The following is a 23,025-nucleotide window of genomic DNA, read 5'->3' on the forward strand; positions in this document are numbered from 1 at the left end:
ATCAGCGGCGCGGCGTTCTCGGTGTAACCGCTCCCGCTTGCGGGAGAGGGAGCGCACCGTCTTCTACGCCTTCTCCGCCGGTGCCTGTCGCGCCTCGCCGCTCGAGACCAGCAGCACGGACACCTTCGACTGCCTCAACACAGCGGCGGCGACGCTGCCGAAGGAGAGATGCTCGGCCTGGATCCGGTCGACGCCCATGACCACGAGGTCGACGTCGGTGGTATCGATCTCGCGCAGGATCGCCGTCTCCGGCGCGCGGTTCACGCGTAGCGTCGTGGTGATGTCGACGTCGTAACGGGCGGCGAGATCGCTGGTGTCCTTGAGGATGCCCGTCTCCTGGCTCAGTCCGCGAGAGGTGCCGCGCTGCGCGCCCCTGTCGCGCGTCGTCGTCACATAGATCACCCGTAGCGAGCCTGAGCCGGCCTGCGCCAGCGCCACCGCGACCTCGGCGCCGCGCTTGGAGACGCCGCTGCCGGAGACCGGAACGAGGATGTTGAGCGCGTCGGGCACCGGCTGCTTCAGGTGCCTGCCCTTGGCCACCACGATCGCGAGCGGCCCCTCGAACTCGGCGGCGATGGCCTCGATCTTCCGGTCGAAGCGATCCTTGGCGGCAGCGACCTTGTCGATGCCGACGACGAGAAGGTCGAAGCCCTTGCGCGCTTCGTCGGCAATGGTCTCGCCGAGCTCCGCGCGCCTGGTCCGGGTGACGACATCGACGCTGCCGGCTTCGCCGTCACCATTGGCGGAGACGGTTGCGGCCGCCTTCTTCACCACGGCTTCGTGGCTCTCGCCCTCGCCCTTGTCCTGCTCCCTGGCGCGCTCGCCGATGTGCAGCACGGTGATCGGCAGGCCGCGCATGCCGGCGATCACGCCCGCGACATGCGCGGCGAAGGTGGCGTTGGCGCTCTCGTCCACCGCGAGCAAGGGACGTTCGAGATTGGCGATGAAGCCGCGCTTCTCGAATTCTTCCCGCTCCAGCCGTTCCTTCTCCTCCTCGTTCACCGGCAGCTTTGCCAGCGCCGCGCGCAGCATCGGCGGCATCGCCATCGTGGTCAGGATCGCCATGGTCACGATCATGGTGAACAGGTTCTGGCTGAGCACGCCGATGGAGAGGCCGATGGTGGCGATGATGACCTCGGTCGAGCCGCGCGCGTTCATGCCGCTGGCGAGCGCCAGCGATTCCCTCGCATTCAGCCCGCCCAGGGTGCCGCCGACGAACGCGCCGCCGAACTTGCCGACGCTGGCGATCACGACCAAGAGGCCGGTGAGCATCAGGAGATTGGGATCGCGCAGCACCGAAAGGTCGGCGCTGAGCCCGGCGAGGCCGAAGAACACCGGCATGAAGAAGCTCGAGATCAGGCCGCGCAGGCGCTCGTCGATCTGCCGGGTCAGGATCGGAGACTCCCCGACCAGGATGCCAGCGACGAAGGCACCTAGCACGGTGTGGACGCCGATCAGATGCGTGATCATTGCCATGACGCTCATTAGCAGCAGGATCACCGTGATGACGGCCGCCGCGCTGACGAGATTGTCGTTGGCCCAGCGGATCAGCTGGAACACCAGGCGGCGGCCAATGGTGAAGCTGACGGCCAGGAAGGCGAACGTTCCCAGCATGGCCTTGGCCACGGAGGCGATATCGAGCGTGCCGTGCGAGGCCAGGCTGAAGATGACGGCGATGATGATCCAGCCGATGGTGTCGTCGATGACGGCGGTCGCGACGATGATCTGCCCGACATTGCGGCGCATGAAGTTCATCTCGCGCACGACCACGGCGACGATCTTGACCGAGGAGATCGACAGTGCCGTGCCCATGAACAGCGAGGCCACGAGGCGCGCGTGCGGATCGGGCAGCAGCGCATCCGGCAGGAACTCGCCGAGCGCAAAGCCGAAGGCGAAGGGCACGAGGATGCCGGCAATCGAGATCGCGATCGCCGCCCTGCCGACCCTCCGGACCAGCTTGAGGTCCGTCTCCATGCCGGTCAGCAGCAGCAGCAGCAGAATGCCGAACTGGGCGATGCCGTCGATCATCGCCTTCTGCTCGGGCGTCTTCGGGAAGATCGCGTGCTGCGCCTCGGGCCAGATCCAGCCGAACAGCGACGGCCCCAGGATGATGCCGGCGAGCAGTTCGCCCATCACCGAGGGCTGGCCGATGCGCTGCATGATCTCGCCGAGACCGCGGCCGACCCCGATCAGCAAGACGATCTGCGCCACCAAGAGGAATTCGGACGGGCCGGCCGATTTGCCGCCCTCAGCACTCGCCGCAATGGTGGTGAGGACAAGCGCCGCGGGGACAAGGCCGACCGGTCGGAGCAGGCTCCACTGCATGCGGGTGTCATTCCCCCTTCATCTGCCCGGCGAAGCGCCGGCGCAACAGGAATAGAACCCGCCGGAGGCGGAGGGAGTTCCGGCCTTCCGCTGCCGGGCCTTGGGGGTGCTTCAACAAAAAATGCGAAAACAACCCCATGCACAGTAGAACGGCGTTGTTGGCGTTAAGGTTTTCCGGCGGCAACCGGCGTTTGACACGTCGGGCAAAACACCGGCAGAATGGCATCATCGGCAGGCCGTGCCGCCACATCCCCCATCATTGCGACTGTTCTCTGTCATTGCGAGGAGCTCTTGCGACGAAGCAATCCAGAGTCCCTCCACGGAAAGATTCTGGATTGCTTCGCTGCGCTCGCAATGACGGTGTGGCGTGAGCAGTGCACCTCACGATGGCGCTTCACGCCGCCTGAGGCGCCCGGATCTCGCGCGGCAGGATCAATGCGGCGGCGATCGCGAGCAGGCAGAGGGCGGCGAAGGCGTGCAGCATGGTGACGAAGCCGCCCTGCTCGTAGAGCCAGGCGACCAGGCCGACCGAGGCACCGGCCGCGGTAAAGCCGACGAAATAGCGCACGGCATAAGCGCGCGAGCGCCATTCTTCCGTGGTGTACTTGCCGACCATGGCGTCGTTCACCGTGACCTGCCCGAACGCGCCCATGACGATGCCGATCGAAACCACGATCAGCGGCAGATTGGACAGGCTTGCGGCCAAATACAGGAACGGCGCCAGCATGAAGGATAGCGGCAGCGCCACCGTCTTCAGCGAGTAACGGTCGAGTAGCCGTCCGATCGTGTACTGCGTCATCGCGCCGAACACGTAGACACCGGCCGCGATGACGCCGAGCAGCGCCGGGCTCTTGGTCAGGTCCGCGAGCCGCTCGGCGAACAGTTTCGGCAGCGCCACGGTGACGGCGTTGAAGGTCGTCGAGATCGCGACCACGACGATCAGCAGCGACAACACCACGCGCCACATGTCCTGCTTGGCGACGCGCGCCTGCGCCGCCGCCTGCTTGGAGCCCTTGCGGTCCTCGTGCACGACCGTCAGCGCAAACGCGATGCCGATCAGGATGGTGACGATGCCGGGAACGATGAAAGCAAACCGCCAGCCGAGATATTGGCCGATCACGCCGGTGACCAGCGCCGAGGAGGCAACACCGAGATTGCCCCAGACGCCGTTGAGCCCCATCTCGCGGCCGAGCTTGTCGGCATAGGACACGATCATCGCGGTGCCGACGGGATGATAGATCGAGGCAAACATGCCGATCGCGAGCAGCGCCGCGCCGAGCTGCGCCGGGGTCTGCACGAAGCCGACCGCGATCATGGAGGCGCCGATGCCGACGAAGAAGATCAGCATCATGTGGCGGCGGCTCCAGCGGTCCCCGAGCCAGCCGGTGAGCAGCGAGCCCGCGCCGAAGGCGACGAAGCCCGGCGTCGCGTAAGGCAAGAGTTCCGAATAGGCCATGCCGAGCGCCGGCCCCATGATGATGACGGCGGCGGCAAAGATCAGCATCGAATAATGGTCGATGAAATGGCCGGCATTGACGAAACTGATGACCCGGCTGGGGCTGTTCATACGAATCCTCTCCTGCTCCGAAATGAGTTATATGTCCTGGGCATGACGGGATGCTGCCAATGACTGTCGTCGAAACGCCAATCCTCCGGGAGGTCCGGGGCAACCACCGCTCGACCGCGGGCGTGCACCTGGTCGCGCGCGACTATCCCAAGGGGTTGCGGATCGACCCGCACTTGCACCGCGAGGCGCAGCTGATCTATGCCGCCAAGGGCACCATGCAGGTGACGACGCCCGGAGGGCGCTGGCTGGTGCCGCCGGACCGCGCGGTCTGGGTGCCCGCCGGGCTCGAGCACGCTATCGACCTGCTCGCCGACATCGAGATGCGCACGCTGTATTTCGATCTGCCCTGGCTGAAGCGCGAGCAGCAATATGAGGGACTGACCAGGGAGTTCGTGGTCCGGGTGTCGCCGCTGCTGCACCAGGCGATCCTGGCGCTGTTCGATGCGGGCAATACCGAGGCGCGGACCGAGCTGCTGGTTCGTCTCGTGATGCTGGAATTGCACCAGGCCGAGGATTCCACGACCTTCGTGCCGCTGCCGCGCGAAGTGCGCTGCCGCCGCGCCGCGATGATCGTGCTCGACGATCCCACCGGCCTGCACGACATCGACACGCTGGCACGCGAGGTCGGAACCTCCGCACGCACGCTGTCGCGGCTGTTCTCCACGGAAACGCAGCTGAGCTTCAAGAGCTGGTGCCAGCGCGCAAGGATTGCGGCGGCGATCCAGCGGCTATCGACGGATTCGAACGTGTCGGTAAAGCAGCTTGCGACATCGCTGGGTTATGCCAGCGTGCCGGCGTTCTCGGCGGCGTTCCGGCAGGTGACGGGGCGGACGCCGACGGAATTTGCGGGGAAGTAGGCTGCTATTCCAAATTCGGCGTCATTGCCCGCGAAGGCGGGCAATCCAGTATCCAGAGACGGCGCGGCTTGAACCGAGAAGCCACGGCGTACTGGATGCCCCGGTCAAGCCGGGGCATGACAGCGCGTTTGCGTGGCGTCACACAACCCTCGCGGGGCATGACAGCATTCTCGAAACGCACAGCCCAACTAAAGATGCCGCATTCCCCTGCTTGATTGTCATCGGCTTCCGCCTAAATCCCATGTAAGCTTCCGCATCGCACAAACCGGAATCGAAAAGTCCAGATGGCCAACGCCTTCTTCTCCGACCTGCTCGCCACCATCTCCGAGCGCGGCCGCACGCTGCTTCGCCGCGGCGACGGCTCGGATACCAAACCAGACGCCGCCGGGCTGATGGCGCTTTGCGACGCGCTGCTCTCGGGCCGGGGCGAAGCCTCGGGCACGGCGATGGCGCGCGAGGTGCTCGATCTCTACCAGGAGCTGGATGCGGCCGGACGCCGCGCTTTCTTCGAGGCGCTGGTGCGCGATTTCGGCCCCGATCGGGAGCGGCTGTCCAAGGCGATCGAGAAATGGCGCGCCCAGCCCACCGACGAGGACGCGAGCTCGCTGCATTTCGCTTCCGAGCCGCGACGGCAGGAGCTGATCCGCCGCCTCAACCGCGCGCCGGGCGGCACCGGCGACCTCGTCAGCATGCGGGCCGATTTGCTCGGCATGATGAACGGGCACACCGATCTCGCTGCGCTCGATCGCGACGTTTCACATCTTCTCTCTTCGTGGTTCAACAGGGGGTTTCTCGTGCTGCGCAGGATCGACTGGTCGACCCCGGCCAACATCCTCGAAAAGATCATCCGTTACGAAGCCGTGCATGAGATCTCCGACTGGGACGATCTGCGCCGCCGCATCGATCCGGTCGACCGCCGCTGCTACGCCTTCTTCCACCCTGCGATGGTCGACGAGCCCCTGATCTTCGTCGAGGTGGCGCTGACCGAGACCATCCCCGGTGCGATTGCGCCGCTGCTCGCGGTGGACCGCCAACATCTGCCGATCGAGCGCGCGCGCACTGCCGTGTTCTATTCGATCTCCAACACCCAGCGTGGCCTTGGCGGCATCTCGTTCGGCAGCTTCCTGATCAAGCAGGTGGTCGAGGAGCTGCGCCGCGAGCTGCCGAAGCTCGACACCTTCGTGACGCTCTCGCCGGTTCCGGGCTTCATGCAATGGGTGAAGCAGGACAAGGACCTGCCGCTGTCGGACGAGGACTGCGAGACGCTGAAGCGTCTCGACGATCCCAAATGGTTCGAGCATCCCGAGACGACGGCGCTGCTCCGCAGCTTGCTGGAGCCGCTCGCGGCGTACTATTTCCTGAGGGCACGTACGCCGAAGGGCAAGCTGATCGACTCCGTCGCCCGCTTCCATCTCGGCAACGGCGCCCGGCTCGAGCGCATCAACTGGCTAGGGGACCTCTCACCGAAGGGCATGCGCGAGTCCGCCGGTGTCATGGTCAACTACCTCTACCGCCTCGACGACATCGAGAAGAACCACGAAGCCTACGCCAACGACGGCGAGGTCGTGGCATCCAGCGCGGTGAAGAAGCTGCTGAAGGGCGAAGGACGGCGGCTCTTGGATATGCGCTTGTCGTAAGGGGCGCTTGCTCGCGCCACCGTCATTGCGAGGAGCACGCGACAAAATTGCGCAGCAATTTTGCGCTGATGCGACGAAGCAATCCAGACTGCCTCCGCAGAAAGCCTCTGGATTGCTTCGCTGCGCTCACAATGACGGAGTGTGTGGCGACCAGGCGGGCTACTCCGCCAGCGCCTTCATTTCCTTGTAGAGATCGGATTTGCCCTCGAAGCCGATGCCTGCCAGCTCCGGCATGGTGATGTGGCCGTTCTCGACGCGGACGCCGTCCGGGAAGCCGCCATAGGGCTGGAACAGGTCGGGGTAGCTTTCGTTGCCGCCGAGGCCCAAGCCGGCTGCAATGTTGAGCGACATCTGGTGGCCGCCATGCGGGATGCAGCGGCTGGGGGACCAGCCATAGGTCTTCAGCACCTCCAGCGTGCGCTGATATTCGCAGAGGCCGTAGGACAGTGCGCAGTCGAATTGCAGCCAATCGCGATCGGGGCGCATGCCGCCGTAGCGGATCAGGTTGCGGGCGTCCTGGTGGCTGAACAGGTTTTCGCCGGTTGCCATTGGGCCCGGATAGAACTCGGCGAGCGCGGCTTGCAGCGCGTAATCGAGGGGATCGCCGACCTCCTCGTACCAGAACAAGGGATAATCGCGCAGCATTTTTGCGTAGGCGATGCCGGTCTCGAGGTTGAAGCGGCCATTGGCGTCGACGGCGAGCTGTGCGTCCTTGCCGATCTCCTTCAGCACCGCCTCGATGCGGGTGCGGTCCTCCTCGATCGGCGCACCGCCGATCTTCATCTTCACGACGTTGTAGCCGCGGTCGAGATAGCCGCGCATCTCGCCGCGCAGCATCGAGAGGTCCTTGCCGGGATAGTAATAGCCGCCGGCGGCATAGACGAACACGCGCGGATTGGCGGTCACGCCGTGACGCTCGGCAAGCAGGCGGAACAGCGGCTTGCCCGCGATCTTCGCCACCGCGTCCCACACCGCCATATCGATGGTGCCGACCGCGACCGAGCGCTCGCCATGGCCGCCCGGCTTCTCGTTGGTCATCATCGCGGCCCAGACCTTGTCGGGGTCGAGATTGTCGCCGGCGGCATCGAGCAGCGAGTTCGGATCAGCTTCGAGAATGCGCGCGGCAAAGCGCTCGCGGATCAGACCGCCCTGCCCGTAACGGCCGTTGGAGTTGAAGCCGTAGCCGACGACACGCTTGCCGTCGCGCACCACGTCGGTGACGACGGCAACCAGGCTCGTCGTCATCTTGGTGAAGTCGATATAGGCGTTGCGGATCGGCGAGGAGATCGGTTTGGTGATTTCGCGGACGTCGACGATGCGGACGGACATGGGGGTTGGCCTTTCACTTTCGTCATTGCGAGCGAAGCGAAGCAATCCAGGCTGCTACCCGCGGAAGGACTCTGGATTGCTTCGTCGCAAGGGCTCCTCGCAATGACGAGGAGAGAGCGGCGCGCGCTCAGCTCAAACTATTTCTTTCCCCTGAAATACGGCTCGACGGGACCATGCACCTTGATGGTCAGCGGGTTGCCGTAGCGATCCTTGGCGTTGCCGGCGGTGACGCGGACCCAGCCTTCGCTGATGCAGTATTCCTCGACATTGGTCTTCTCGATGCCCTTGAAGCGGATGCCGACGTCGCGCGCCAGGATGTCCGCGTTGTAATAGGGGCTGTTCGGATCGACCGACAGGCGGTCCGGAAATTCGTCGCTCATGATTGTCTCGCTCACAGCAGTGTTTCGATTTGATTGCGCAATCCTTCGGGCCGCGCGGTCGGCGCGTAGCGCGCGACCACCTTGCCGGCACGGTCCACCAGGAATTTGGTGAAATTCCATTTGATGGAGGCGCCCAAGAGTCCGGATTGCTGCCGTTTCAGGTACTCATACAGAGGGTGTGCGTTGGCGCCGTTGACGTCGATCTTCTCGAACAGCGGAAAGGTGACGTCGTAATTGGTCGAACAGAACGCCTGGATCTCGTCCGCCTGTCCCGGCTCCTGCGCGCCGAACTGGTTGCAGGGAAAGCCGAGCACCGAGAAGCCGCGCGGCGACAGATCGCGATAGAGATTCTCCAACCCGCGATATTGCGGCGTGAAGCCGCATTTGCTCGCGGTGTTGACGATCAGCAGCACCTGTCCCTCGAAACGGCGCATCGGCACCTCGTCGCCGGCGAGCGAGTTGGCCTTGAAGTCGTAGATGGCGGTCATCGCTAGCCCACGGGATCGATCGGCGACGGCGGCACGCCGCCGGCCTCGATCGCTTCGCCTGCGAGCAAGCACAGATCCTCCCGGTAGCGGCCGGAGACGATGTGCACGCCGACCGGCGCCTTGCCGACGAGACCGGTGGAGACCACGAGCCCCGGCAAGCCCATGAAGGGAATCGCAATCTGCGGCAGCTGCGCTTCCCAGACGCGCTTGAAGGACTCGTCATCCTTGAGGTCGAGATGATCGGGGAACGGCAGCTCGCCGGAGACCGGCGTCAGCAGCACGGCATATTTTTCGAAGAACAGCATCCATTCGCGGGTTAGCGTCGCGCGGCGGGTCAGCGCCTTCGCGTAATTCGCCTGGTCCATCGGTGTGACCCTGCTGCGGTTGCCGCGTAGGCACGCCAGCGCGCCGGGATCGCCCTCGCGCTCGGCCGCCTCTAGCTGCGCCTCGTAGCCGTCGCCGAGCCACAGCTTGATCTGCCACTCGACCGCCTCGCGCGTCGGCGGCGTATCCTCGATGATGTCGACGGTCCAGCCAGCGCGCTCCAGCCGCTTGCCGGCATCGCTCACCGCCGCCTTCACCTCCGGCGTGGTGGCAAGGCCGCCCGGATTGAGACAGAGCGCGGCACGCTTCGGCCGTGCGGGGCCTTCCAGCGGCACCGGCACGAACCAGGGATCGCGGATGTCGCGGGCCGACATCGCGGCGAGCGAGATGCGCAAGTCGTTGACGGTGCGCGCCAGCGGGCCAGAGACCGCCATGATCTGCGGCCCGATCGGGCGCTCCGGCAGCGCGGGATTGAAAGCGGGAATACGGCCGAGCGTCGGGCGCAGGCCGTGCACGCCGCAGGCATAGGCGGGATAGCGGATCGAGCCGGCGATGTCGGTGCCGTGGGCGATGTGGCCGATGCCGGCCGCGACCGCCGAGCCGGCGCCGCCGGAGGAGCCGCCGGGAGTCAGCGAAGCATCGCGGGGGTTCTTGGTGTCGCCATGGATCAGATTGGTGGTGAACCAGCGGTAGGAGAAGGCCGGACAATTGGTGCGGCCGAGCAGGATGGCGCCGGCTTTGCGGAAATTGGCGACCACCGGGTTGTCCTCGCGCGCGATCGCGTCGCGCTGGAGTTTCAGGCCGTTGGTGGTGGCAAAGCCTTCCTGGTCGACATTCGCCTTGATGGTGACGGGCACGCCGGCGAGCACGCCGGGGTCCTCGCCCCGCGCGATGGCGGCGTCGACGGCGTCAGCCTGTTTGAGCACGTCGTCCGGCCGGTGGTCGATCACCGCGTTGAGCGCGGGATTGACGGCGTCCAGGCGGGCGAGACCGGCCTTGGCGGCCTCCCTGGCGGATACCTTTTTGGACTTGACGAGGGTGGCGAGGTCGGCGGCCGACAGGCGCCAGAGATCTTGCATGGCTTGCTCCGTATGACCGGCGTCTTTTAGCGCCGGGACCGCGGCAAAGCCATGCGGATTTCGCAGGGGCGAAGGGCGGGTTTGGTGCCGGAGTGGTGCCTCATTCTCCGTCATTTTCTCCGTCATTGCGAGGAGCCCTTGCGACGAAGCAATCCAGAGTCTTGCCGCGGAGGGATTCTGGATTGCTTCGCTACGCTCGCAATGACGTGGAGGGAGCCGCGCGCCCCTTACCCGTCCGCGGGCCTCAATGCCTTGTCGCGGACTGGTCCGGCATGTCCAGCAGCGCCTCGGTGAAGGGAAACTCCAGCACGATCTCCCCGTCATCGTCGGTCACCTCGATGACGGCCTCGAGCAGGGCCGGCTGGGCACCCTCCGACTTCACCACCTCCAGGATCATCTGGCGGGCGACCTCCCACGCGCGATCGGGGTTGCGCAGATCCTCGCCGTCAGGATCCACGATCAGTTCGTCGCCGATACGGGTGTTGAAGAAATATCTTGGCATGCCTGATCCAATGGGGTCGCCTGCGGCCGATTGGAAGCCGTTCTATACTCACAACTGCTTTATCCCGACAGGGATCACGACCTATCGGCGTTTTTTTGCGTCCGTCAGTAGCTGATCTTACGGCCACAATATGCTCTCTTTGCAGCGCAACAATTCCCGGCCTACTACCTTGGTCGGGAAAATTTCACTGGCGAACTTCTCCGCCCGCATTAACTTGAGCGCGGGCGGATACGTCCGGTTTCGCGAAAATGGAGAGCCAAATGGCCTGGAAAGCCCCGAAGATCGTCGAAGTGCCCTGCGGCATGGAAATCAACATGTATGTGAGCGCCACCCGCAAGTAAGCGGCGGGCGATTTCGCGTTCTGCGCCGGTGGATCTTTCAGTCACGACGCGTTGCCGAAAGAAAGAATCTGTGTCGGCATTTGCGTCGGCCTGAGATCCACCGGGTATGTTCCCTCCAGGAGACGGATCATGCTTCGCGTCGTCGTCCTGGGCGCCGCAGCCGGCGGCGGAGTGCCGCAATGGAATTGCGGCTGCGAGGGCTGCCGAGCAGCCCGTGCCAGCGGCCATGACCTCTTGCGAACCCAGGCGTCGGTCGCCTTCAGCGGCGACGGCGAGCACTGGTTCCTGATCAACGCCTCCCCCGACCTTCGCCAGCAATTGAACGCCACGCCGCAGTTGCACCCGAAGGCTGGCGCGCTGCGCCACACGCCGATTGCGGGCGTGATCCTGACCAACGGCGAAGTCGACGCGGTCGCAGGCCTGCTGTCGATGCGCGAGGGCTCGCCCTTCACGATTTACGCGCATGAGAAGGTGCTGGCTATCCTGAAGAGCAACAGCATCTTCAACGTGCTGAACGAGAAGAACGTACGGCGCCAGCCGACCGACATCGGCGAGCCGTTCGAGCCGCGACTGCCGGACGGCGCGCGTTCAGGGATCGAGGTGCTGCCGTTCGCGGTGCCGGGCAAGTCGGCCTGGTATCTGGAAGGCAAGGCCCATCCTGGCGGAGAGACCGGCGACGGCGATACGCTGGGCCTGAAGATCACCGACAAGACAAGCGGCAAGTGCTTCTATTTCATCGCCGCGTGCGCCGAGGTCACCGATGCGCTCAAGGCCGAGATCGACGGCGCGGCGCTGGTGTTCTTCGACGGCACGGTCTGGCGCGACGACGAGATGATCAGGGCCGGGCTCGGCCACAAGACCGGCAAGAGCATGGGCCATGTCGCGATGTCCGGCGCCGACGGCGCGATCGCGCGGCTGGCTGACCTCACTATCGACAGGAAGATTTTTCTGCATATCAATAACTCGAATCCGGCACTGCTGCCCGCTTCACCCGAGCGGAAAGCGACTGAAGAGGCGAGCTGGCAGATACCCGCGGATGGAACGGAGATTGTGCTGTGAATGCCGCGTCACTGACAGGAATGACCGCGCTCTCGATCGGCAAGGACATCAAGCTCACTAGCGCCGAGGAACTCGAGGCGTCGCTGCGCCATATCGGGGCGACGCGCTATCACAGCCTGCATCCGTTCCATAAGCTGCTGCATGGTGGCAAGCTGAACAAGGGTCAGGTGCAGGCCTGGGCGCTGAACCGCTACTATTACCAGAGCACGATCCCGATCAAGGACGCGGTCGTCATCTCGCGCTTCCGCGACCGCGCCACGCGCCTGGAATGGCGCCACCGCATCGAGGACCATGACGGCGACGTCGGCAGCGAGGGCGGCATCGAGCGCTGGCTCAAGCTGACCGAAGGCCTCGGCCTCGACACGGCTTACGTGGAATCGACCGAAGGCATCCTGCCGGCGACGCGCTTTGCGGTCGAAGCCTATGTCCATTACTGCCGCGAGAAGAGCCCGCTGGAGGCGATCGCCTCCTCGCTCACCGAGTTGTTCGCGCCGAACCTGCACGAAGAGCGCATCTCCGGCATGCTGGCGCATTACGACTTCGTCAACCCCGACATCATGAGCTACTTCAAGCGACGCCTGACTCAGGCGCCGCGCGATGCGGGCTTTGCGCTCGACTATGTCAAGGCGCATGCCACGACGCCGGAGCAGCGCGCGCAGGTGTGCAACGCGCTGATCTTCAAGACCAACGTGCTGTGGGTGCAGCTGGACGCACTCCAACACGCCTATGTCGAGGGTCACATTCCGCCGGGCGCCTTCGTGCCCAAGGAAAACTAAGAAGGCGAGCTAACGAGGAACAGCAATGGCCGAGCCGCGGAACATCAGCGTCAGCGAGGCAAGCCGCCCCGTGCTGCCGCGGCATGCCAAGCTGAAGTATGATGAGACGCGACAAGTCTGGGTGATCCTGGCGCCAGAACGGGTGCTGGCCCCGGACGAGATCGCGGTCGAGGTCTTGCAGCTCTGCGACGGCCAGCGCAATGTCGGCGACGTCGCCGATCAGCTGGCGGCGAAATACGCCGCGCCGCGCGAGGCGATCCTCGCCGACGTCATCGTCATGCTGCAGGACCTAGCCGACAAGGGCTTTCTCACGGAGGCCCGGGAGAAGACGTCATGAGCGATGTGCTCGGCAATCCCACCATCCCGCCAGATGTCAGCGACAGCCTCGCGGTCCTGGAGAAGCAGCGCTCGACGGCGGAGACCTTCGGCATTCCGCTCGCCGTGCTGCTCGAAATCACCCATCGCTGCCCGCTGCAGTGCCCCTATTGCTCCAACCCGGTCGAGCTCGACCGCTCGAGCAAGGAGCTCACGACAGAGGAATGGAAGAAGGTGCTGAGCGAGCTCGCCGAGATCGGCGTGCTCCAGGTGCATTTCTCCGGCGGCGAGCCGACGGCGCGGAAGGACCTGGTCGAGTTGGTCAAGCACGCCAGCGACGCCGGCCTCTATACCAACCTGATCACCTCGGCCGTGCTGCTGACGCGCGACAAGCTCAGCGATCTTGCGGATGCCGGGCTCTGCCACGTCCAGATCAGCTTCCAGGGCGTCGAAGAGGGCCTTGCCGATCGCGTCGCCGGTTACAAAAACGGTCACCGCAAGAAGCTCGAAGTCGCCAGATGGACGCGCGAGCTCGATTTGCCGCTCACCGTGAACGCGGTGATGCACCGGCAGAACCTGCACCAGCTTCCCGACATCATCCAGATGGCGGTCGATCTCGATGCCGACCGGCTCGAGGTCGCCAATGTGCAATATTACGGCTGGGCGCTGAAGAACCGCGCCGCGCTGATGCCGACCGTGGCGCAGCTCGACGAATGCACCTGCCTCGTCGAGGAGGCGCGCGAACGCCTGAAGGGCACACTCGCGATCGACTACGTCGTTCCCGACTATTACGCGCTGCGGCCGAAGAAATGCATGGGCGGCTGGGGCCGGCAGTTCTTCAACATCTCGCCCGCCGGCAAGGTGCTGCCCTGCCACGCCGCCGAGAGCATTACCGGGCTCGAGTTCGAATCCGTGCGCTCCAATCACTCGATTGCCTGGATCTGGCAGAACTCCGACGCCTTCAACCGCTATCGCGGCACCGGGTGGATGAAGGAGCCGTGCAAGTCTTGCGAATTCCGCGAGATCGATTTCGGCGGCTGCCGCTGCCAGGCCTTCGCGCTGACGGGCGATGCCGCCAACACCGATCCGGCCTGCGCGCTGTCGCCGCTGCACGAGACCATCTTCAAGCAGGCCGAGCGCGAGGCCGAGGGCGAGACTAACCGCTTCCTCTATCGCAACTTCGCCGGCGGCACTCTGGAATCCGAGAATGGGACCTGACGCCGACGCGGCCAGCTCGATCAGGCGGGCCGATCCGTTTGCGCCGCTGACCTCCGACATGCTCGATGTCGGCGACGGCTTTGAGCTCTATGTCGAGAGCATCGGCCGCGCCGACGGCATCCCCGCGATCTATCTGCATGGCGGGCCTGGCAGCGGCTGCCAGCCCGACCATCGCCGCCTGTTCGATCCTGACCGCTTCTGTGCCGTGTTGTTCGACCAGCGCGGCTGCGGCCGCAGCCGTCCGAAGGGATCGCGCGAGCACAACACCACGGCGCACCTCATCGCGGACATGGAGAAGATCCGCGACAAGTTTGGCTTCCAGCGCTGGATGGTGGTCGGTGGCTCCTGGGGCGCGACGCTGGCGCTGGCTTATGCAGAGGCGCATCCCGAGCGCGTCTCCGGCATCGCGCTGCGCGCGACGTTTCTCGGCACGCGGGCGGAGGTCGAGACGGCGTTCACCTCGCGCCTGTCACAATTCTATCCCGCGCTGTACGAGGATTTTCTCAGCGTGCTGCCGCTCGAAGAGCGCGCGCGGCCCGTGGAGGCCTATTGGCGCCGCATCCTCGATGCCGATCCTGCCGTGCACGGTCCCACCGCGCGGGCCTGGCACGACACCGAGCGCACCTTGTCCGAGCACAAGCCCGCCAAGACGCGGCTGGACCTGGCCTCGCTGAACGTCTGGCGCACGCTGCCTGCGACACCGTTCATGGAGGCGCACTATTTCGTCAACGACAGCTTCATGACCGAGAACCAGCTGTTGCGCAATGCAGGGCGGCTCGCCGGCATCCCCGGCATCATCGTCCAGGGCCGCTACGATCTGTTGTGCCCGCCCGAGACGTCGCAGGCACTCGCGAAGGTTTGGCCGAATTCCGAGCTTCGCGTCGTGGAAGAAGCCGGACATTCGCTCTATGATGCCGGCGTGCGGGACGCGGTCATGAAGTCGATCGCGGACCTCGCATCGAAGACCGCGCGATAACAGGATAAGAAGAATGCCGCTCGCCGGGAAAGGCATGCTGCTGACGTCGATGAACATCGACGCGGCCGATGAGGCCGATTTCAACCGCTGGTACGATCGCGAGCATCTGGAAGAACGCGTCGCGATCGACGGATTCCTGGAGGCGCGGCGCTATGTCGCGCATGCCGCCAATCCCAAATATCTCTGCCTGTATTCGACCGCCACGCTCGACGTGCTCGACAGCCCCGCCTACCGCGCGCGGCTCGCGAGCCCGACCGACTGGTCGCGGCAATGCATGGCACGTTTCAAGGACATGCTCCGCGTCGTCGCGCGCATCACCATCAGCAACGGTACCGGGCGTGGCGCCGCGCTCGGCGTGGTGCGGCTGCGGCCGACACCCGACAACGCGGCGCGATGGCGCGATGCTCTGCATGACAAGCTGGCGCCGGACCAGCGCGACGGTATCATCTCCATGCATCTTCTGGAGAGCGAGCCCGAATTGTCGGGTGCAACGGCGGACATTCCGGCGGTACGCAATGAAGGCGCGCACGACTGGTTCGTGCTGATCGACGGCACGCATGTCGGCGCGGTCTCGGCCGTCATCGCCGAACGCTTCACCGGCCCCGCCGCCGCGCCCTTGCCGCTTCCCATCTCCGTCGGCACCTATTGCCTGATGTGGGATTTGGCCAAGAGCGACATCCCGCGCGGCTAGCGCGCTCACACACGCACCGCAATATGCTGCACCGCACGCACATCGTGCGCGGCGTTAATGCTGTGCGCGCGTAGCTCCCATGAAAGGCGGTGATCGCGCAAGTTTGCCGTTGTACTTCGGAGCCGTTCTAATAAGCTAACCCAATGACGTCATTCAGAAACCAGATCGAAGCGCATTAAGCGCTCGCCAAGCTCAAGAAAAGGCCGCGGGGTCTTTGGGGCCTGCGCGGACAGGGTAGGAATGAAACCGACCGATATTGCGGCCCCCGACTACTTTCACAAAGTGGTCGATTGCCAGTGGGCCTGTCCTGCGCACACCCCGGTTCCCGAATACATCCGACTGATCGCCCAAGGCCGCTACAGCGACGCCTACATGATCAATTGGAAATCGAACGTGTTCCCTGGAATTTTGGGACGCACCTGCGATCGTCCATGCGAGCCGGCGTGCCGCCGCGGACGCGTCGAGGACAATCCGGTCGCGATCTGCCGCCTCAAGCGCGTCGCGGCCGACTTCAAGGACGACATCAGGCAGCGCCTGCCGCGCCCCGCCGCGAAGAACGGAAAGCGCGTTGCGCTGGTCGGCGGCGGTCCCGCCTCGCTGACGGTGGCGCGCGATCTCGCGCCGCTCGGCTATCACTGCACCGTGTTCGACGCCGATCCCGAAGCCGGCGGCATGATGCGCTCGCAGATCCCGAAATTCCGCCTGCCCAATTCGGTGATCGACGAAGAGACCGGCTACATCCTGGGTCTCGGCGTCGAATTCAAAGGCGGCCACCGCATCGACAGCATGAAGGCGCTGCTCGCGGAGAAATACGACGCGATCTTCGTCGGCTCCGGCGCGCCGCGCGGCCGCGAGCTCGACATTCCCGGCCGCAAGGAAGCCACCGCGAACATCCATATCGGCATCGAATGGCTGGCCTCGGTGTCGTTCGGCCATACCGACAGAATAGGCAAGCGCGTGATCGTGCTCGGCGGCGGCAACACCGCGATGGATTGCTGCCGCACCGCGCGCCGCCTCGGCGGCGAAGACGTCAAGGTCGTCGTGCGCTCCGGCTTCGAGGAGATGAAGGCCTCGCCCTGGGAAAAGGAAGACGCGATCCACGAGGATATCCCGATCCTCAACTTCCTCGTCCCCGTCGCCTTCATCCACGACAATGGCAAGCTCACCGGCATCACCTTCCAGAAGGTGAAGGCCGAATACGACGCCAAGGGCCGCCGCAACCTCGTTCCATCAGGTGAGCCGGACCAGACCTTCGAATGCGACGACGTGCTGGTCGCGGTCGGCCAGGAGAACGCCTTCCCCTGGATCGAGCAGGATTGCGGCATCGAGTTCGACAAATGGCATATGCCCAAGGTCGATCCGAACACCTTCGTCTCGACCAATCCAAAGGTGTTCTTCGGCGGTGACGCTGCGTTCGGCCCCAAGAACATCATCTGGGCGGTCGCGCACGGCCATGACGCCGCGCTGTCGATCCACAAACTGCTCTCGGGCGAAGATGTCAGCGAACGCCCGCTGCCGGAGGTGCAAATCTCCTCGCAGAAGATGGGCATCCACGAATGGAGCTATGACAACGACATCTCGATCGACAAGCGCTTCAAGGTGCCGCATCGCGACAAGGTCGTCGCGCTGAAGGACATCCGCGCCGAGGTCGAGCTCGGCTACGACGTCAAGCTCGCGCTCGGCGAGGCGCATCGCTGCCTGAACTGCGATGTCCAGACCGTGTTCTCGACCTCGCTCTGCATCGAGTGCGATGCCTGCGCCGACATCTGCCCGATGGATTGCATCACCTTCACCGATAACGGCGAGGAGAGCGACCTGCGCCAGCGGCTGAAGGCGCCCGCGCCGCATGTGGACCAGGATCTCTACGTCTCCTCGGATCTCAAGACCGGGCGCGTGATGGTGAAGGACGAGGACGTCTGCCTGCATTGCGGGCTGTGCGCGGAGCGTTGTCCGACCGGCGCCTGGGACATGCAGAAATATTTCATCGAGATGACCCACGCAGGTTCGACATGCCCGACAAAAACCCGCTCAGCAGCGTAAACGACTTCGTCGTCCGCTTCGCCAACGTCAACGGCTCGGGCTCGGCCAGCGCCAACGAGATGTTCGCGCGCGCGATCCTGCGCCATGGCGTCCCCGTGAGCCCGCGCAACATCTTCCCCTCCAACATCCAGGGCCTGCCGACTTGGTACGAGGTGCGGGTGACGGAGGCCGGTCATCTCGGCGCCCGCGGCGGCGTCGACATGATGGTGGCGATGAACCCGCAGACCTGGGACAAGGACGTCGCCGGCATCGAGCCCGGCGGCTATTTGTTCTACGATTCCACCAAGCCGATGCCGTCGACCAAGTTCCGCGACGACATCACCGTGATCGGCGTGCCGCTCACCGCGATCACCAACTCGACCTATACCGATCCGCGCCAGCGCCAGCTGTTCAAGAACATCATCTATCTAGGTAGCCTCAGTGCACTGCTCGACATGGACCCGAAGCTGATCGAGCAACTGATCGGCGAGCAGTACAAGGGCAAGGAGAAGCTGCTCTCCTCCAACGTCCACGCGCTGCATCTCGGCCGTGACTGGGCGCTGCAGAATTTGAAATGCCCGATCGGGCTCAGGGTCAAGAAGTCCGACAAGGTCGGCGACCGCATCTTCATCGAGGGCAATAGCGCCGCCGCGCTCGGCGCGGTCTATGGCGGTGCCACCGTGTGCGCCTGGTATCCGATCACGCCGTCCTCGTCGGTGGCGGAGGCCTTCACCGCCCACTGCAAGAAGTACCGCCACGATCCCGAGACCGGCAAGGCGAAATACGCCATCGTGCAGGGCGAGGACGAACTCGCTTCGATTGGCATCGTCATCGGTGCCTCCTGGAACGGCGCCCGCGCCTTCACCGCGACCTCGGGCCCCGGCATCTCCTTGATGACCGAGTTCATCGGCCTCTCCTATTTCGCCGAGATCCCGGCCGTGATCATGAACATCCAGCGCGCCGGCCCCTCGACGGGCATGCCGACGCGCACCCAGCAATGCGACATCATCGCCTGCGCCTATGCTTCGCACGGCGACACCAAGCATGTGCTGCTGTTCCCCGAAGATCCCGCCGAGGCGTTCGAATTCGCCGCTGCCGCGTTCGATCTCGCCGAGCGGTTGCAAACCACCATCTTCCTGATGCTCGACCTCGACATCGGCATGAACCACCGGCTCTGCCGTCCGTTGAAGTGGGACGATGCGCGGCAATATGACCGCGGCAAGATCATGACGGCGGAGATGCTGGAGGAAGGCCGCGACTTCGGCCGCTATCTCGACGTCGACGGTGACGGCATCCCCTACCGCACCTATCCCGGCACGCATCCGACCAAGGGCTCCTACTTCACCCGCGGCACCTCGCGCGACCGTTATGCGCGCTACTCCGAGGAAGGCACGGTCTATGCCGACAACATGCAGCGCCTGGTGCGCAAGTTCGAGACCGCGCAGGACCTCGTACCGCGGCCGCTGCAGGCCAACGCGGAACGGCCGACCAAATATGGCGTGATCTATTTCGGCTCGACCTCACCGGCGATGGACGAAGCGGTCGGCCTGTTGGAAGCGCGCGGGCATCAGCTCGACCGTCTGCGCATCCGCGCCTTCCCGTTCCACTCCAGCGTCGCGAGCTTCCTCGCCGAGCACGACTTCGTCTATGTGGTCGAGCAGAACCGCGACAGCCAACTCCGCCAGCTCATCGTCAACGAGAACGGCATCGATCCCGTCCGCCTCGTGCCGATCGTGCATTACGACGGCACCCCGATCACCGCCCGTTTCATCGCAAAAGCCATTGGCGACCATCAGGATCACCTCAAGGTGACCCCGCTCCGCAAGGCCGTGTCATGATGATAGAGCGCAGGAATTGGATGCAATCACCTCTCCCCGCGTGCGGGGAGAGGTCGGATTGCGCAGCAATCCGGGTGAGGGGGACTCTCCACGAGTCGAACTCGTCGAAAGAGCCCCTCACCCCTACCCTCTCCCCGCGAAGAGCGGGGAGAGGGAGCAGAGAGAGACTGTCATGACCTACATCGCAAAACCGAAATTCCATCATCCGGGCCTGAAGAAGAACGAGCTCGGCTATACCCGCCGCGATTACGAAGGCAAGATCTCGACGCTGTGCGCCGGCTGCGGCCACGATTCGATCACGGCCTCGATCATCGAGGCCTGCTATGAGCTCTCGATCGAGCCGCATCGGGTGGCAAAAATCTCCGGCATCGGCTGCTCGTCGAAGACGCCGGACTATTTCCTCGGCAACTCACACGGCTTCAACTCGGTGCATGGCCGCATGCCCAGCGTGCTGACAGGCGCCAACCTCGCCAACCGCGATTTGATCTATCTGGGCGTCTCCGGCGACGGCGATTCCGCCTCGATCGGCTTCGGCCAGTTCGCCCATTCGATCCGGCGCGCCGTCAACATGACCTATATCGTCGAGAACAATGGCGTCTACGGCCTGACCAAGGGTCAGTTCTCGGCCACCGCTGACCGCGGCTCGAAGAGCAAGAAGGGCGTCACCAACACCGACAACGCCATCGACCTCGTCGCGATCGCGCTGCAACTCGGTGCCACCTTCGTCGCGCGCAGCTTCTCCGGCGACAAGACCCAGCTCGTGCCGCTGATTGCGGCGGCGATCCGCCACAAGGGCGCGTCGTTCATCGACGTCATCAGCCCCTGCATCGCCTTCAACAATCACGCCGGCTCGACCAAGAGCTTCGACTATGTCCGCGAGCACAATGACGCGGTGAACCGGCTCGACGTGCTGGTCGGCCGCGATCCTATCGCGGTGGACTATGCGCCGGGCACGGTGCAGGTGGTGGAGCAGCACGACGGCAGCAAGGTCGCGCTGCGCAAGATCGACGCCGACTACGATCCGCATGACCGTTTGGGCGCGATGACCTTCCTGCAAAAGCACGCCGCCAAGGGGCAGATCGTCACCGGCCTGCTCTATGTCGACCCCGACGCGGAAGACCTGCACGAGCATCTCAACACGGTCGAGACGCCGCTCAACACGCTGGAGGCGGATGCGCTCTGCCCGGGCTCGGCGGTGCTGGACAAGATCAACGCCAGCCTGCGGTGATCATTTACTCCGCGCTGAAGCAGTCGGCCTGACGCGGATCGTGATCTTCTCCGACACGACCGGCGGAACGAACGGATAGTGCTTGGCGTCACCGAGCACCAGCTGCAGCGTGTGGGTGCCCGGCAGAAGGTCCAACATGGTTTCGGTTTGCCCTGCGCCGAAATGCAGGTGCGACTTGTCTTGCGGGATCGGCTCCTTGGGATCGATGGGATCATTGACGTCGACCAGCAGATGGTGATGACCGGCGTTCTGGTAGTCATCACCGGCATGCGTCACACCCATGTTGCGTAAGCCGAACCGGACCCAGACTCCACCGCGAACTTTCTGCCCGTCATGCGGCGTGATGAAATAGAGCTTGGCGTCCTTGTGCGCGCTCTTGCCCTGCGAGTAGGCCGCGCCCGGGAGCAATGCGATCGCGGCCGCCAGGGCGGCGCAGGAAATGATCTTCATCAAATCTACTCCAGCACTTATGGACTGAGCGCGACACGGAATCCATGCGTGGGGTAACGGACATTGGTGTCGTAACCATCGCGGTTTGACGGCCGGACATATCTTGAATCGTTCTTCCAGGAGCCCGACCGCAGGACATGAGAGCTGCAGTCCGCGCTGCTCCACGCCGAGCCGTCGCTCGGCGCGCCCTGATAGGTCCTGTGCCAGCAGTCCTCGACCCACTGATCGATGCCGCCGCCCATGTCGTAGAGCCCGAATGGATTGGGTTTGAAGCTGCCGACCTTGGCCGGCTGCTCGGCCGCAAGATCACCGCAATCCTTGCACCCGGCCATGCCCGGCTGGAGCTTGTCGCCCCACCAATATTTGGTCTGCGTTCCGCCGCGGGCGGCATATTCCCATTCGGCTTCGCTCGGAAGCCGGTAGGCCTTCTTCGTCGCCTGCGCGAGCCAGGCGGCATATTGCTGCGCGTCGGTCCAGCTCACATTGCCGACCGGGGAATCGTCCTTGCCGGTGGCGGTGAATCCGCACGCCTTGGCGGCGGCGCATTCGTTCCATTCCTGCACCGTCACCGGATATTTTGCGATCGAGAACGGCTTGATCGAGACCTGGTGAACAGGCCGTTCGGTCGGATCGTCATTGCTTCCCATCGCGAAGCTGCCGCCGCGAATGCCGATCATCTCGGGTTCGCGAGGTGGCGTCGCCGATGGGCTGGGCACCGGTGACGGCGACGGAGGGGCCGAAGCCAATGACGGAGATGGTTGCGGCGTCTGCGTCGCCGCCTCGCGCGGCGACGGCTGCGGGATCGGTGACGCGGCCGGGGAAGCGGTTGGCGTAGCGGCCTGCTCGCCCATCCTGCCGGGCTGCGTCAGCACGTACCAAAGCACGTAGCCGGCCATCACCAGCAATGCCGTGATCAGAAGAAATAGCAGGACGCTCTCGCGCCGGCTTCGCGTCCTGCCGACCGCATCGGCATCCGGCAGCACGCGATAGATGCGCACCGGATCGGTGATATTCTTGACCTTGCGATCCCCGAGCGACTCATAGCCGCACACCACCTTGTGCTTGATCTGCTCGTAGATCGCGCCCGAGATATAGACCTGGCCGGGCTCGGCAATGCCCTCAATGCGGGTGGCGATGTTGACGCCGTCGCCGTAGACGTCGTCCGGCTCTACGATCACATCGCCGAGATTGACGCCAATCCGGTATTCGAGGCGCGAATGTTTCGGAAGCGAGGCGTTGCGGCCGATGAGGTTCTGCTGGATGACGATACTGCAGCGAACGGCCTCAACAGGGCTATCGAAAATGGCGATGAAGCCATCGCCCGTCGTCTTCACCAGACTTCCATGGTGCTCGATGATGGTGGGCTGGATGATATCGCGCTCGATGCGCTTGACGCGGACATGCGTCCCCTCCTCGTCGGCCTGCATGATGCGGCTGTAGGAAGCGATGTCACCGACGATGATCGCCGCAAGACGGCGAGGCATGGGCCCGTGTGGAGGCGGCTCATCCTGGTTGCCGGATCTGAAGTTGCGAATTTCGCCCATGCGGGGGACTCCACAAGCTTACAAGGCAGTCCCAGCTTACGACCGCCAAAGGCGGTCGTCTGTGAAAGCTATCACATTGACG

The 23,025-nt window shown here is 64.5% G+C and carries 21 protein-coding genes; 12 read left to right on the plus strand and 9 right to left on the minus strand.

The genetic code is table 11. The features are described from left to right. Positions 1-63: 63 nt before the first annotated feature. Together XH85_RS38730 and XH85_RS38735 are read right to left on the minus strand one after the other, a co-directional pair. Positions 64-2,325 carry a cation:proton antiporter domain-containing protein gene (locus tag XH85_RS38730; protein WP_128936134.1) on the minus strand — a complete coding sequence of 754 codons (2,262 nt, stop codon included), beginning with the start codon at positions 2,323-2,325 and terminating at the stop codon, positions 64-66. A gap of 394 nt (positions 2,326-2,719) precedes the next feature. Beyond that, on the minus strand, positions 2,720-3,892 hold the full coding sequence (locus XH85_RS38735; RefSeq protein ID WP_128936135.1) for an MFS transporter: 1,173 nt from the start codon (positions 3,890-3,892) through the stop codon (positions 2,720-2,722). Positions 3,893-3,951: 59 nt separating this feature from the next. Between XH85_RS38735 and XH85_RS38740 the strand changes: the two genes are divergently transcribed. Both XH85_RS38740 and XH85_RS38745 read left to right on the plus strand, forming a co-directional pair. Then, on the plus strand, positions 3,952-4,749 hold the full coding sequence (locus tag XH85_RS38740) for an AraC family transcriptional regulator (protein ID WP_164940450.1): 798 nt from the start codon (positions 3,952-3,954) through the stop codon (positions 4,747-4,749). Between the two features lie 284 nt (positions 4,750-5,033). Next, entirely contained in the window at positions 5,034-6,386 is a 1,353-nt protein-coding gene (locus XH85_RS38745; protein ID WP_128936137.1) for a malonyl-CoA decarboxylase, read from the plus strand. A 159-nt stretch (positions 6,387-6,545) separates the two neighbouring features. On the opposite strand, the gene tarD is transcribed toward XH85_RS38745, so the two are convergent. The 5 genes from tarD to XH85_RS38770 all read right to left on the minus strand — a co-directional run bounded on the left by tarD (position 6,546) and on the right by XH85_RS38770 (position 10,488). Further along, positions 6,546-7,715, minus strand: a complete 1,170-nt coding sequence (gene tarD / locus XH85_RS38750; protein ID WP_128936138.1) for a D(-)-tartrate dehydratase — start codon at positions 7,713-7,715, stop codon at positions 6,546-6,548. Between the two features lie 137 nt (positions 7,716-7,852). Continuing rightward, positions 7,853-8,095, minus strand: a complete 243-nt coding sequence (locus XH85_RS38755) for a DUF3297 family protein (protein ID WP_164940449.1) — start codon at positions 8,093-8,095, stop codon at positions 7,853-7,855. A gap of 11 nt (positions 8,096-8,106) precedes the next feature. Beyond that, complete coding sequence (locus XH85_RS38760) at positions 8,107-8,583, minus strand: glutathione peroxidase (protein ID WP_128936140.1); 477 nt, start codon at positions 8,581-8,583, stop codon at positions 8,107-8,109. A gap of 2 nt (positions 8,584-8,585) precedes the next feature. Next, a complete protein-coding gene (locus tag XH85_RS38765) occupies positions 8,586-9,986 on the minus strand; it encodes an amidase family protein (RefSeq protein ID WP_128936141.1) in 1,401 nt (466 codons plus the stop codon). A gap of 244 nt (positions 9,987-10,230) precedes the next feature. Next, the gene (locus tag XH85_RS38770) at positions 10,231-10,488 is read right to left on the minus strand and encodes a DUF6894 family protein (protein ID WP_124162551.1); all 258 of its coding nucleotides are present in this window, start codon (positions 10,486-10,488) and stop codon (positions 10,231-10,233) included. Between the two features lie 260 nt (positions 10,489-10,748). On the opposite strand from XH85_RS38770, the gene pqqA reads away from it, so the two are divergent. The 10 genes from pqqA (at position 10,749) to XH85_RS38820 (ending at position 20,949) form a co-directional block, all read left to right on the plus strand. Then, entirely contained in the window at positions 10,749-10,829 is an 81-nt protein-coding gene (gene pqqA, locus XH85_RS38775) for a pyrroloquinoline quinone precursor peptide PqqA (protein WP_007595659.1), read from the plus strand. A 129-nt stretch (positions 10,830-10,958) separates the two neighbouring features. Next, positions 10,959-11,888 carry a pyrroloquinoline quinone biosynthesis protein PqqB gene (gene pqqB / locus XH85_RS38780; RefSeq protein ID WP_128936142.1) on the plus strand — a complete coding sequence of 310 codons (930 nt, stop codon included), beginning with the start codon at positions 10,959-10,961 and terminating at the stop codon, positions 11,886-11,888. A gap of 20 nt (positions 11,889-11,908) precedes the next feature. Next, positions 11,909-12,664, plus strand: a complete 756-nt coding sequence (gene pqqC, locus XH85_RS38785) for a pyrroloquinoline-quinone synthase PqqC (RefSeq protein ID WP_420837924.1) — start codon at positions 11,909-11,911, stop codon at positions 12,662-12,664. A 25-nt stretch (positions 12,665-12,689) separates the two neighbouring features. Next, positions 12,690-13,001, plus strand: a complete 312-nt coding sequence (pqqD, locus tag XH85_RS38790) for a pyrroloquinoline quinone biosynthesis peptide chaperone PqqD (RefSeq protein ID WP_128936144.1) — start codon at positions 12,690-12,692, stop codon at positions 12,999-13,001. Then, positions 12,998-14,197 carry a pyrroloquinoline quinone biosynthesis protein PqqE gene (pqqE, locus tag XH85_RS38795; protein ID WP_128936145.1) on the plus strand — a complete coding sequence of 400 codons (1,200 nt, stop codon included), beginning with the start codon at positions 12,998-13,000 and terminating at the stop codon, positions 14,195-14,197. The genes pqqD and pqqE overlap by 4 nt, the downstream gene beginning before the upstream one ends. After that, the gene (pip, locus tag XH85_RS38800; protein WP_128936146.1) at positions 14,187-15,173 is read left to right on the plus strand and encodes a prolyl aminopeptidase; all 987 of its coding nucleotides are present in this window, start codon (positions 14,187-14,189) and stop codon (positions 15,171-15,173) included. Before pqqE ends, pip begins: the two co-directional genes overlap by 11 nt. A gap of 13 nt (positions 15,174-15,186) precedes the next feature. Then, positions 15,187-15,864: a DUF4286 family protein gene (locus XH85_RS38805; RefSeq protein WP_128936147.1), complete on the plus strand. Its 678-nt coding sequence runs from the start codon at positions 15,187-15,189 to the stop codon at positions 15,862-15,864. Between the two features lie 240 nt (positions 15,865-16,104). Beyond that, the gene (locus tag XH85_RS38810) at positions 16,105-17,904 is read left to right on the plus strand and encodes an FAD-dependent oxidoreductase (protein ID WP_128936148.1); all 1,800 of its coding nucleotides are present in this window, start codon (positions 16,105-16,107) and stop codon (positions 17,902-17,904) included. Continuing rightward, positions 17,874-19,721, plus strand: a complete 1,848-nt coding sequence (locus tag XH85_RS38815) for a 2-oxoacid:acceptor oxidoreductase subunit alpha (protein ID WP_164940448.1) — start codon at positions 17,874-17,876, stop codon at positions 19,719-19,721. The genes XH85_RS38810 and XH85_RS38815 overlap by 31 nt, the downstream gene beginning before the upstream one ends. 172 nt (positions 19,722-19,893) lie before the next feature. Continuing rightward, on the plus strand, positions 19,894-20,949 hold the full coding sequence (locus XH85_RS38820; RefSeq protein ID WP_128936150.1) for a 2-oxoacid:ferredoxin oxidoreductase subunit beta: 1,056 nt from the start codon (positions 19,894-19,896) through the stop codon (positions 20,947-20,949). Here XH85_RS38820 and XH85_RS38825 read toward each other — a convergent pair whose 3' ends face one another. Next, positions 20,950-21,399, minus strand: a complete 450-nt coding sequence (locus tag XH85_RS38825) for a DUF4399 domain-containing protein (RefSeq protein ID WP_128936151.1) — start codon at positions 21,397-21,399, stop codon at positions 20,950-20,952. It abuts the gene before it with no gap. Positions 21,400-21,416: 17 nt separating this feature from the next. After that, entirely contained in the window at positions 21,417-22,943 is a 1,527-nt protein-coding gene (locus XH85_RS38830; RefSeq protein WP_128936152.1) for an SUMF1/EgtB/PvdO family nonheme iron enzyme, read from the minus strand. Positions 22,944-23,025 lie beyond the last annotated feature (82 nt).

It is taken from the genome of Bradyrhizobium zhanjiangense, assembly GCF_004114935.1.
Classification (GTDB): Bacteria; Pseudomonadota; Alphaproteobacteria; order Rhizobiales; family Xanthobacteraceae; genus Bradyrhizobium; species Bradyrhizobium zhanjiangense.